Origin of the sequence: Cellulomonas sp., assembly GCF_017744555.1 — a bacterium.
GTDB lineage: Bacteria > Actinomycetota > Actinomycetes > Actinomycetales > Cellulomonadaceae > Cellulomonas.
The window spans coordinates 32560-44424 of the sequence record NZ_JAGIBD010000028.1 but is presented as its reverse complement, the minus strand read 5'-3'; the positions used below and the strand labels follow the sequence as shown (position 1 = coordinate 44424).

The 11865-nt window shown below is 74.2% G+C and carries 8 protein-coding genes, 1 other RNA gene and 1 pseudogene; 5 read left to right on the top strand and 5 right to left on the bottom strand.

Annotation, left to right across the window (positions count from 1 at the left end; all coding sequences use genetic code 11):
• Positions 1–263: pseudogene (locus J7523_RS15940) on the bottom strand (hypothetical protein); the annotation flags it as partial.
• A 176-nt stretch (positions 264–439) separates the two neighbouring features.
• Between J7523_RS15940 and J7523_RS15935 the strand changes: the two are divergent.
• The 4 genes from J7523_RS15935 (at position 440) to J7523_RS15920 (ending at position 6260) form a co-directional block, all read left to right on the top strand.
• A complete protein-coding gene (locus tag J7523_RS15935; RefSeq protein WP_291888737.1) occupies positions 440–2206 on the top strand; it encodes a trypsin-like peptidase domain-containing protein in 1767 nt (588 codons plus the stop codon).
• Positions 2207–2390: 184 nt separating this feature from the next.
• Positions 2391–2759: a transfer-messenger RNA gene (gene ssrA, locus J7523_RS15930) on the top strand.
• 110 nt (positions 2760–2869) lie between these two features.
• Positions 2870–4252, top strand: coding sequence for an ATP-binding protein (locus tag J7523_RS15925; protein WP_291888739.1), 1383 nt, complete (start codon positions 2870–2872; stop codon positions 4250–4252).
• Positions 4245–6260 (top strand): VWA domain-containing protein, encoded by a 2016-nt coding sequence (locus J7523_RS15920; protein WP_291888734.1) that lies wholly within the window; start codon positions 4245–4247, stop codon positions 6258–6260. The genes J7523_RS15925 and J7523_RS15920 overlap by 8 nt, the downstream gene beginning before the upstream one ends.
• Before the next feature lie 9 nt (positions 6261–6269).
• Here the strand turns inward: J7523_RS15920 and J7523_RS15915 are convergent, their stop codons facing one another.
• Genes J7523_RS15915 through J7523_RS15905 form a run of 3 tightly spaced genes read right to left on the bottom strand, consistent with a single transcriptional unit; the run spans position 6270 to position 8297 of the window.
• The gene (locus J7523_RS15915) at positions 6270–7043 is read right to left on the bottom strand and encodes an SCO1664 family protein (protein WP_291888731.1); all 774 of its coding nucleotides are present in this window, start codon (positions 7041–7043) and stop codon (positions 6270–6272) included.
• On the bottom strand, positions 7040–7588 hold the full coding sequence (locus J7523_RS15910) for a DUF3090 domain-containing protein (RefSeq protein WP_291888729.1): 549 nt from the start codon (positions 7586–7588) through the stop codon (positions 7040–7042). The genes J7523_RS15915 and J7523_RS15910 overlap by 4 nt, the downstream gene beginning before the upstream one ends.
• A 10-nt stretch (positions 7589–7598) precedes the next feature.
• Positions 7599–8297 carry an MSMEG_4193 family putative phosphomutase gene (locus tag J7523_RS15905; RefSeq protein ID WP_291888726.1) on the bottom strand — a complete coding sequence of 233 codons (699 nt, stop codon included), beginning with the start codon at positions 8295–8297 and terminating at the stop codon, positions 7599–7601.
• A 113-nt stretch (positions 8298–8410) separates the two neighbouring features.
• On the opposite strand from J7523_RS15905, the gene J7523_RS15900 reads away from it, so the two are divergent.
• Positions 8411–11170 carry a LuxR family transcriptional regulator gene (locus tag J7523_RS15900; protein WP_291888724.1) on the top strand — a complete coding sequence of 920 codons (2760 nt, stop codon included), beginning with the start codon at positions 8411–8413 and terminating at the stop codon, positions 11168–11170.
• Here the strand turns inward: J7523_RS15900 and J7523_RS15895 are convergent.
• Positions 11130–11864, bottom strand: coding sequence for an alpha/beta hydrolase (locus J7523_RS15895; protein ID WP_291888722.1), 735 nt, complete (start codon positions 11862–11864; stop codon positions 11130–11132). The two genes, J7523_RS15900 and J7523_RS15895, sit on opposite strands and share 41 nt — an antisense overlap.
• Between the last annotated feature and the right edge of the window lies 1 nt (position 11865).

The following is an 11865-nucleotide window of genomic DNA, read 5'->3' as shown; positions in this document are numbered from 1 at the left end:
TACATGTACAGCTCGATGAAGTAGCGCGCAGTCGCCGCTGCCCCGTCGGCACTCGGTTGCGCCATCTCCGGGGTCGGGGTCGGCTCGACCACTCCCGGCGTGGTGGGGCTTGGACTGATCGTCGGCGACGCCGACGCGCCAACGGTCGTCGACCCGGTTGCCGACGGTGAGGCCGTGCTCGTTCCCGGCCCTGTGCAGCCCGCGGCCGCCAGCCCGATCACGGCCAGCGCCATCACTCCCGATGCCCCCTGGCGAATCCGCATGGCGGGGAACCTATCGAAACCGGACACGGCGGCGCTGGCGAATCTCACCGCCTGTGGACAAGCTGGCCGAGCGCACATTCACAGCGGGCTCTCTGTCTGCGTCCGGGGTGCGTCCGGGTTCGGGGCGTTGCCTAGGTGCAGGGGCGCCAACCAGGCGCCTGGAGGAGGCGACAGAGATGGACGACCAGACGACGCCGAGCGCAGCGCCCGAGCCCACGAGGCCCGCGGGCGAGTCGGCCGACGCGACGACCCCGACCCCCGTCGCGCCACAGCAGCAGCCCGCCGAGCAGGCAGATGTGGCTGCGACCCAGCCGCTCCCGCCGACGACCGACGCGCCGACCGCCGCGCTGCCGCAGCACCCCGCCGCGCAGACGGTCCAGAGCCAGGCTCAGACCCCGGCATCCACCCAGCCGCTCCCCGCTGCGGGCGTGTCACCGGCGGCCGCCCCGCATCAGCCCGCCACGCCGCCGGCCGCGCCCCACCCGCAGGCACCCGCCCCGTCGGCCGTGTACCCGTCGGCCCCGATGCCCGGCGCGCCGTACCCGCTGGGCGCGCCGCACGCCCCGTACCCGGCACCGAGCCACGGGCCGCAGCACTACGGCCCGTACCCGGTCGCGTCCACCCCGCAGGGCCACGCGCCCCACCAGGCCGGCCCGCAGGGACACCCGGCCGGCGCACCGCAGGGCCACTACCCGCCCGGCGCGAGCTTCGGCCCGTACGGCCCGGCGGCGACCGCACACGCCCCGAAGGCCCCCAAGCCCCCGCTTCGCGTCAAGCGTGGCGCGGCGGCGGGTGCCCTCTCGGGCGCGCTCGCGCTCGGCCTCCTGGTCGGTGGCGGCGCGGCGTGGGGCATCGCGTCCCTGCACGACGCGTCGAACGACCGCTCCGGGGTCCAGGACGCCGACTGGCCCGACGGCCAGACGTGGCAGGGGCCGAACGGCGAGCTGCCGAACCCGGGTCAGGGCCCGCAGCGCGGGAACGGCTCGGACGGGTCAGACGGGCAGAACGGCCCGGGCACGACGAGCAGCCAGACGACGAGCCCGGCGACCGACGCCCAGCAGGTGGGTGTCGTGACGATCGCAAGCACGCTCGGGTACCAGGGGGGCGAGTCGGCGGGCACGGGCATGGTGCTGACGTCGGGCGGCCTGGTGCTGACGAACAACCACGTGGTCGAGGGCGCGACGGCGATCGAGGTCACGGTTGAGTCCACGGGCAAGACGTACGAGGCGAGCGTGGTCGGCTACGACGCGACGCACGACGTCGCGCTGCTGCAGCTCAAGGACGCGTCGGGCCTCAAGACGGTCACGCTCGACGACGACGGCGGCGTGTCCACGGGCGACACCGTGACAGCCGTCGGCAACGCCGAGGGCGGTGGCGATCTCGTCGCCGCCTCGGGCGACGTCACGGGCACCGACCAGACGATGACGGCGCGGACGTCGTCGAGCTCGGGGGAGACCCTGAGCGGGCTCATCGAGTTCTCGGCGGCGGTCGTCTCCGGTGACTCCGGCGGGCCGCTGGTGGACGACGAGGGCGAGGTCGTCGGCATCACGACGGCCGCGTCGGTCGGTGGCACGACGACCGTCGGCTACGCGATCGACATCGTCGACGCGATGGCCGTCGTCCACCAGATCGAGTCAGGCACCGAGACCGGCACCGTGCAGATCGGTCTCCCGGCGTTCCTCGGCGTCGGTCTCGCGCAGGACAACGGCTCCGGCGCCGTCGTGCAGGGCGCGCTCGACGGCACCCCGGCCGCGACCGCCGGGATCGGCGCGGGCGACGTCATCACCGCCGTCGACGGCACCGCGATCACGTCGGGTGACGACCTGCAGAAGGCTCTGAGCTCGCACCAGCCGGGCGACTCCGTGACGCTGACCTGGACCGATGCGCAGACCGGCTCCAGCCAGCAGGCCACGGTGACGCTCATCGAGGGACCGGTCGGCTGACCCGCCTCACCCCCTGGGTGGGTCCGACCCCCTCTGCGGCCGCCGGTCGACCCCTGCGTCGGCCGGCGGTCGCCCGCGCCCACGAGCCGGGGGAATCATCGCGACCGGCTGCTCGTTGGGAGGTATGCTGCCGAGGCTGTCCGCGGGCGAAAGCGCGCACGGCAGCGGCTTGAAAACTGAACATGGGGGTGATCGGTTTCGACGGTGATCGTCGAGCCAGGAGAAGCGGGTCGAGGACGCACGGTTATCTCGTCAACGCTCCGTGCAAATCATAGGTGCCGATAACACGCGCACCGACTTCGCCCTCGCCGCCTGAGCGAGCCTCGAAGTCCGTCGGCCTAAGTACGCTCTCGACTTAGTTCCCGGCGTCATCTAGAGAGCCACTGCTGGTAATCCTCGTCAGTGGGGTTATCGGGACTTCTAGCTGACTGGGCCTGTCCACCTTCTCGTCCGTGGGAGTGGTGGGGGCCGAGAAAATCCATCACGGACTGCACCCGGAGAATCCCTGGTTCCACGTCATCGGACGCGGGTTCGATTCCCGCCACCTCCACGTCGACGACGAGGCCCGTCCCGCTGCTGCGGGGCGGGCCTCGTCGTTCTCCGGGGGGCTCCGCGAGGCTGCCGCAGCGCATCGGCCCGGCCAGGCTTACGCTCGACCGGGTGATGCGTCCCACGGCGAGAACTGTCGGCGAGCTGCGCGAGTCGGGCCACGTGCTCCGGTCCGTGCACGAGGAGATCCGCGCCAACCTCCTCGCGTCCCTGAGAGCAGGGCGAGACCCCTGGCCGGGCATCCACGGGTTCGACGACACGGTCGTCCCGCAGCTCGAGCGTGCGCTGATCGCCGGGCACGACGTCGTGCTGCTCGGGGAGCGAGGGCAGGGCAAGACGCGCCTGCTGCGGACCCTGGTCGGCCTGCTCGACGAGTGGTCGCCGGTGATCGCGGGGTCGGAGATCGGGGAGCACCCGTTCGCGCCGATCACGGTGGTCAGCAGGCGCAGGGCCGCCGAACTGCACGACGGCCTCCCCGTCGAGTGGCGGCACCGCGACGAGCGGTACGTCGAGAAGCTCGCGACCCCGGACACGAGCGTCGCGGACCTCATCGGCGACGTCGACCCGATGAAGGTCGCCGAAGGGCGGGCGCTCGGCGACCCGGAGACGATCCACTTCGGACTGGTCCCGCGCGGGCACCGGGGCATCGTCGCGATCAACGAGCTGCCCGACCTGGCCGAGCGGATCCAGGTCGCGATGCTCAACGTGATGGAGGAGCGCGACATCCAGATCCGCGGCTACGTGCTGCGGCTGCCGCTCGACGTGCTGGTGGTGGCGACGGCGAACCCGGAGGACTACACGAACCGCGGTCGGATCATCACGCCGCTCAAGGACCGCTTCGGGGCCGAGATCCGCACGCACTATCCGACGGAGCTGGCCGACGAGATCGCGGTCGTCCGACAGGAGGCCGCGCTCGTCGCGGAGGTGCCGGACCATGTCGTCGAGGTGCTGGCGCGGTTCACGCGGGCGCTGCGGGAATCGGGTGCCGTCGACCAGCGCAGCGGCGTGAGCGCGCGGTTCGCGATCGCGGGGGCGGAGACGGTCGCGGCGTCGGCGCTGCACCGGGCGGCGCGGCAGGGCGAGGAGCACGCGGTCGCCAGGCCCGTCGACCTCGAGACGGCGGTCGACGTGCTCGCGGGGAAGATCGAGTTCGAGTCGGCCGAGGAAGGGCGCGAGGACGAGATCCTCGACCACCTGCTCCGCACGGCGACGGCCGAGACGGTCCGCGCCCACCTGCGCGGGATCGACTTCGGGATCCTGGTGGACGCCATCGGCAACGGTGCGGTCGTGTCGACCGGGGAGCAGGTCACGGCGCGCGACGTGCTGACCGGCCTCCCGGCGCTCGGCGAGTCGGAGCTGTACGACGAGATCTGCGCGCGGCTCGGCGCGACCAACGACGGCGAGCGGGCCGCCGCGATCGAGCTCGCACTGGAGGGGCTGTACCTCGCGCGCCGGATCAGCAAGGAGTCGGGGGGCGGCGAGACGATCTATGGCTAGGCGCAACCGTCGCCTGACCCGGCGGTCCCGATACACGCCGTACGTCGACGGGCCCGACCCGCTCGCGCCGCCGGTCGACCTGGCGGAGGCGCTCGACGCGATCGGCGAGGACGTCATGGCGGGCTCGTCGCCCGAGCGTGCGATGCGCGAGTTCCTGCGGCGCGGGGGCCGCGACCGGACCGGGCTCGACGAGCTCGCGCGCCGGGTCGCCGAACGGCGCCGCGAGCTGACCCGCACGCACCGCCTCGACGGCACCCTGCAGGAGATCAAGGAGCTGCTCGACCGCGCTGTGCTGGCCGAACGCAAGCAGCTCGCGCGGGACGTCGACATGGACGACGGCGACCGGGCGCTCCGGCAGATGCAGCTCGACAACCTCCCCTCGTCGCCGGCGGCGGCCGTCACCGAGCTCAGCGGCTACGACTGGCGCAGCACCGAGGCCCGGCAGGAGTTCGAGAAGATCAAGGACCTGCTGGGCCGTGAGGTCCTCGACCAGCGCTTCGCCGGGCTCAAGCAGGCGCTCGAGAACGCGAGCGACGAGGACCGCGCGGCCCTCAACCAGATGCTGGGCGACCTCAACGACCTGCTCGACGCCCGTCGGCGCGGCGAGGACACGCAGGAGCAGTTCGACGACTTCATGGCGAAGCACGGCGACTGGTTCCCCGAGCAGCCCGGCACGCTCGACGAGCTGCTCGACACCCTCGCCGACCGGGCCGCCGCCGCGCAGCGGATGCTCAACTCGATGAGCCGCGAGCAGCGCGACGAGCTCGCTGCGCTCATGCAGCAGGCGTTCGGCTCGTCGGCGCTCGCGGACCAGCTCGGCCGGCTCGACGACTCCCTGCGTTCCCTGCGACCCGGCGAGGACTGGGGCGGCGCGGAGCGCATGCAGGGGGAGAACGGGCTCGGGCTCGGCGACGGCACCGGGGTGTTCCAGGACCTCGCCGACCTCGACGCGCTCGCGGAGCAGCTCGCGCAGTCGTACGAGGGCTCGCAGCTCGACGACCTCGACCTCGACAAGCTCGCACGCCAGCTCGGCAAGGAGGCGGCCGTCGACGCCCGCACGCTGCAGCGGCTCGAGAAGGCGCTGCGCGACTCCGGCACGCTGCGACGGGGCTCGGACGGTCGTCTGGCGCTGACCCCGAAGGCCATGCGACAGCTCGGCAAGGCCGTGCTCCGCGCCGTCGCCGACACCATGTCCGACCGACCGGGCGGCCACGACGTCCGCCGCTCGGGCGCCGCGGGGGAGCCCTCGGGGTCCACACGTGCGTGGCAGTACGGGGACACCGAGCCGTGGGACGTCACCCGGACGATCAGCAACGCGCTCACACGGCGCGCCGCGGAGGGCCGGACCGACGGCGCCGTGCGGATCCTCGTCGACGACGTCGAGATCCAGGAGACCGAGGCCCGCACGCAGGCGTGCGTCGCGCTGCTCGTCGACACGTCGTTCTCGATGGCGATGGAGGGCCGGTGGGTGCCGATGAAGCGCACCGCGCTCGCCCTGCACACGCTGGTGACGAGCCGGTTCCGCGGTGACGAGCTGCAGCTGATCGCGTTCGGGCGCCGTGCGTCCGTCATGCAGGTCGACGAGCTCGTCGGGCTCGACGCGCTGTGGGAGAAGGGCACCAACCTGCACCACGCGCTCCTGCTCGCCAACCGACACTTCCGCAAGCACCCGAGGGCGCAGCCCGTGCTGCTCATCGTCACCGACGGCGAGCCGACGTCCCACCTGGAGCCCGACGGGGAGGTCTTCTTCGACTACCCGCCGCATCCGCGGACCGTCGCGCTCGCGGTGCGTGAGCTCGACGCCTCGACGCGGCTGGGCGCCCGCACCACGGTCTTCCGGCTGGGCGACGACCCGGGCCTCGCGCGGTTCGTCGACGGCTTGGCGCGCCGGGCCGGGGGCACGGTCGTCACGCCGGAGACGGACGACCTCGGCGCGGCGGTCATCGACTCGTACCTGAGCGCGCGCCGCAGCGCGTTCGGTGGGTGGGGTCGCGACGAGGAGTGGTGACGGGTCCCGTCAGAAGAACGGCCACGGGAACGCCGGCATGTCGCCTGACGGTCCGGGGAACGTCCCCCGGCGGAGCAGACGGTCGCAGCGCGCCGCCAGTGCCTCCACCTCGGCGTCGGTGAGCAGCTCGGCCAGCGCCCGACCGAGGTCGCCGTCGACGGCGCCCCGCACGCGCTCCACGCCCGCGAGCTCGTCGGCGTCGAGCTCGTCGCCCCGCCATCCCCACAGGACGGTCCGCAGCTTGTGCTCGACGTGGAACGTGACGCCGTGGTCGACCCCGAAACGGTGACCGGCGGCCGTCGGCAGGATGTGGCCGCCCTTGCGGTCGGCGTTGTTCACGACGACGTCGAGCACGGCCATCCGGCGCAGCGCGGAGGAGTCCTCGTGGACCAGCACGACGGGCCGGTCACGCTCGTCGCTGCCGTGGAACACGGTGCGCCACCCGTCGGACGGCACGGCTCGCGCCGGCACGACGTCCACGGGGTCCTGCGACGCGTCCGGCTCCTGCCAGCGCTGCACCATGCCGGGGCCGAGCGGCCCGTCGCGCAGGAACGTGAGCGGCACGACGTCCCACCCGAACGCCTCCGAGACCAGGTAGGCGGCCACCTCGCGGTGTGCGAGCGTCCCGTCGGGGAAGTCCCACAGCGGCCGCTCGCCGGCGACGGGCTTGTAGACGACGTCGACGCCTCCGACCCGCGCGAGGAACGTCGCGTTCGAGGCGGTCGTGACGCGGCCGACGAGCTCGAGCTCACCGGCGACGAGGTCGACGTCGGCGGCCGTCACGCCTGGTCGAGCACCCCGCAGACGTGGCCGTCGGCGTCGACCGGCCGACCGCACAGCGGGCACAGCGGACGGCCCGACGCGACGACCTGCCGGGTCCGCTCGACGAACGCGCGCGCGGTGCCGACCGGCATCCGCACCAGGAGCATCTCGTCGGGCTCGACCTCGGTCCCGTCCGATGCCTCGTCGTCGTCCTCGACGAACGGGAACGCCTCCACGACGACCTGCGCGGTGGCGGGGTCCCAGCCCAGGCGCACCAGGCCCGCGCGGAACTCCTCCTCGACGGGCTGGTCCAGCGGCTCGTCGTCGACGAGCTCCGCGGCGGTGCCGGCGGGGACGCTGTACCGGTTGCCGTCGTCGGCCATGAGCGCGTCGAGGATCTCGTCGATCTTCTCGGCGAGCATCGCGGACTGCTCCTTCTCCAGCAGGACGCTCGTGCGCCGGGCGCCGTCGCGGACCTGCAGGTAGAAGGCGCGCGACCCGGGGGCGCCGACGGTGCCGACGACGACGCGGTCGGGCCAGTCGTACTGGTGGACACGGGTGGGCATGTCACCCACCTTACGAGTCGGCGGCGGCGTCGTCCGGGCCGGCGCCGCCCCCGACGGGCGCGTCGTCGGCCGGACCGAGGCTGCGCAGCCACGACAGGTCGCCCGCGTCGGTGTTCGTGGCCACGACGGCGGGGCGGGTGGTCCCGTACCGCACCACCGAGACGGACCCGGGGTTGACGACGATCCGCTGGAACAGGTCGAGCCCCAGGCCGAGCGCGTCCGCGAGGAGCGACTTGATGACGTCGCCGTGCGTGACCGCGACCCACACCGCACCGGCGCCGTGCTCGGACTGCACCGCGGCGTCGTGCCGCCGGACCGCCTCGACCGCGCGCGCCTGCATCGCTGTCAGCGACTCGCCGCCCGGGAACACCGCGGCCGAGGGCTCGTCCTGCACGACCGACCACAGCGGCTCCTGGGCGAGCTCGCTCAGCGGCCGGCCCTGCCACTGCCCGTAGTCGCACTCGGTGAGGCCGTCCTCCAGCCGGACCTCGTGGCCCCGGCCCTCGGCGATGATCGTCGCCGTCTCGCGGCAGCGCTCGAGCGGGCTCGAGACGACGGCGACCAGAGGTACCCCGGCGAGCCGCTCCGCGACCCCGGCCGCCTGGCTGCGACCGACCTCGTCGAGGCGAACCCCGGGGGCACGCCCGGTGAGGATGCCCGCGACGTTCGCGGTGCTGCGGCCGTGCCGGACGAGGACGACGGACGGCACGTGGTTCCTCCTGGGTCAGGCTGGCTACAGCGGACTGTATCCGCACCGGAGGACGGCACCCAGTTCCGGGCTGCCCATGGACGGATCACCGCTCTGAACTGGATGCTCACCGTGTGACCACCACGAGCGAGCCGCAGCTCATCGGGCGTGACGAGGAGCTGGCCGCCCTTCGGTCGCGCCTCGACGGCGTCGGCACCGGGCCCGCCGTGACGGGGATCGTCGGCGCACCCGGCACGGGCAGGACGGCGCTCCTGGTCCGCGTCGAGCAGGACGCACGCGACCGCGGCTTCACGGTGCTGGCCGCGCGCGGCGTGGACTCGGAGGCGCACCTGCCGTTCGCCGCGCTGCACCAGCTGCTGCGGGCGCGGCTCGGCGACGTCGACCAGCTGCCCCTGCAGCAGCGCGAGGCGCTCCTCGCGTGCTTCGGACAAGGCGACGCGGTGGCGGTCAACCCGTTCTTCACGTCGCTGGCCACGCTCGAGCTCGTCGTGGAGCGCTCGGTCGAGACACCGGTCCTGTTGTCGCTCGACGACGTCGACCGGATGGACCAGCCCTCGGTCGACGTCCTGGCGTTCGTGGTCCGCCGCCTCGCCGGCGAGCGCGTCGCCGTCGTCTGCACGGCGGGCTCGCCCGCGGTGGTGCTGGGTGACCCGGCGCCCCTCGTGCTGGACGGGCTGGACGAGCCGTCGTCGACGACCCTGCTGCGCTCGCGGGCGCCCCTGCTCGCACCCGCGCTCGAGGAGCGCGTCGTGCGGCAGGCGGGTGGGAATCCGCTCGCGCTCGTCGAGTTCGCGGCGGCGCTGCAGGACGGCCGGCAGTCGTGGACGGAGCTCGACGAGGACCTGCCGATGACGACGCGCCTCGAGCGCGCGTTCGCGGCGCGTGCCGCTGACCTCGACGCCGCGGGACGTGCGCTCGTCGACGTCGCTGCGGTGGACGACGGCGACAGCGTGGCCGACCTGCTCGCCGCGGCCCAGATCCTGCACGGCTCGCCCGTCCGGATCGACGACGCCCACCGGCTGGGCCTGGTGGCCGTCGTCGGCGACCGCTATCGGGTCGCGAGCCCGCTCATCGGGCCGGCGCTGCGTCGGGCGATGCCGGCCGACCGGCGGCACAGCGCGCACGCCGCGCTCGCGCAGGTCCACGCGTCCGACCGGGACCGGGCGACCTGGCACCGGGCCGCCGCCGCGCCCGGCCGGGACGAGCAGGTGGCCGCGGACCTGGAGCGGGCGGCCGCGGACGCACGACGACGCGGCGCGGTGACGACCGCGGTGGCGTGGCTCGAGCGCGCCGCCGCCCTCAGTCCCGATCCTGGGGCGCGTGCCTCCCGGCTCCTCAGCGCGGCCGAGCTGGCCTACGAGCTCGGCCGGTTCGGCAAGGTCGAGGAGCTCAAGCAGCGCGTCGCGGGGACGGCACTGCGGGCGCGCGACCGGTCCCGGCTGACCCTGCTCGACGGCGCGTTCCACGACGGGGCGTCGAGCGAGCCGTCGGAGATCCGCCGCATCGTCGGCCTCGCGCAGGACGCCACCCGCGACTCGGACGCCGACCTCGCCGTGCAGCTGCTGTTCGGGGCCGCCCGGCGGGTGTGGTGGCGCGACCCCGGACCGGAGATCCGGTGGGAGATCGTGCGGTCCGCGCGCCAGGTGCCGCTGCCGCCGCATGACCCGCGGATGCTCGCCACGTTCGCGCTCGCCGAGCCCTTCGAGCTGAGCGCCACGATCGTCGCGGACCTCGGGCGCTGGCCCGCGGACGCCGACGGGCGTCCCGACCTGGCCGGGCTGCTCGGCATCGCGGCGTTCTGCGTCGGGCAGTTCGACCGGGCGGACACGTTCCTGACGGCCGCGGTCCAGGAGCTGCGCGCACAGGCCCGGCTCAGCCTGCTGGCCGAGGCGCTGGCCATCCGCTCGTGGGCCGAGCTCAACCTGGGGGTCTTCGACCCGGCGCGCTCGGGCGAGGAGGCCGTCCGGCTCGCGGACGAGACCGGCCAGGCCGTGTGGGCCGCGAGCGCCCGGATCGCCGTCGCGTTCGGCGATGCGGTCGCCGGTCGGTGGGACGCGCGGCACGTGCTGCTGGGGGAGGCGGAGCAGACGGCGGTCCGCACGCCGAACGCGAGCTCGTCGCTGCTCTCGGCCGTCCAGCTGGTCCGGGGGCTCGGCGAGCTCGGCTCGGACCGTCCCGGCCAGGCGTACGACGAGCTGCACCGTGCGTTCGAGGAGGCCGACCCGGCCTACCAGCGCGTGCAGCAGCTGTGGGCCGTCGGCTACCTCGCGGACGCGGCGGTGCGCGCCGGACGCCGCGAGCCCGCGCGACACCTGCTCGACGTCTGCGCGGAGCTCGCCGGACCGACCCCCGCGCTCGGCTCGCAGATCGCGCTCGAGTACGCCGGAGCCGTGCTCGCGGACGACGACACCGCCGACGACCGGTTCGCGGCCGCGCTCGCGGGTGCCGCGCACGCCTATCCGTGGCACCGGGCGCGCCTGCACCTCGCGCAGGGGGAGTGGCTGCGCCGGCAGCGTCGCGCCGTCGAGTCGCGCGACCCCCTGCGCTCCGCCCGGGACGCGTTCGCAGCGCTGGGGGCCGGGTCGTGGGCCGACCGGGCCGACCAGGAGCTGCGAGCCACCGGCGAGCAGGGCACGCGACCGGCGTCGTCCTCGGGCGAGGAGCTCTCGGCGCAGGAGTCGCGCATCGCGCAGCTCGCCGCCCAGGGGCTGTCCAACCGGGAGATCGGCCAGCGCCTGTTCCTGTCGCACCGGACCGTCGGCTCGCACCTCTACCGGGTGTTCCCCAAGCTGGGCATCACGAGCCGCAGCCAGCTCGCCGGTGCGCTCGGCGTCACGCCACGGACTCTGCCGCCGCCAGCACCGTCGCGGTGACCGCCTCGGGTCGGGACACCATCACGGCGTGCGACGACGTCGTCGAGCTGACGGTCGCGCCCGCCCGCTCCGCCATCCAGCGCTGACCGGCCGGCGGGATCGCGTTGTCCTCCTCGGCGACGAGGGCCCACGACGGGAGGGTCTTCCACGCGGGCTCCGCGGCCGCGGTCCCCGTGAAGGCGCTGAGCGAGAGCGGTCGCTGCTCGAGGAACATGAGCCGGGCGCGCGCGGCCCCGACGTCGGCGGCGAACACCTTCGCGAAGTCGGCCTCCGTGATGAACAGGTCGGCGTCGTGGCCGTCGGGCGCGGCGGGGTTCGCGAACGGGCGGGCGACGGTCGTCTCCGGGCCGAGCAGACCGCCCGGGAAGCGGACCGGGTCGAGGACGGTGGCGATCGACTCGCCCTCGTCGAGCACGTACGCCGCGACGAAGACGAGCGCCCGGACGTTGGCGGCGCCGCGCGCCGCCTCGCCGATCACGGCACCGCCGTACGAGTGCCCGACGAGCACGACGGGACCGTCGATCGTCGCGAGCACCGACCGGACCTGGTCGGCGTCGGCGGCCAGGCCGCGCAGCTGGTTGGGGACCGCGAGGACGCGGTGGCCGCGGCCGTCGAGGTCGGCGAGGGTGCTGGACCAGCCGCTGGAGTCCGCGAAGGCGCCGTGGACGAAGACGAGGGTCGGGCGGGTGCTCATG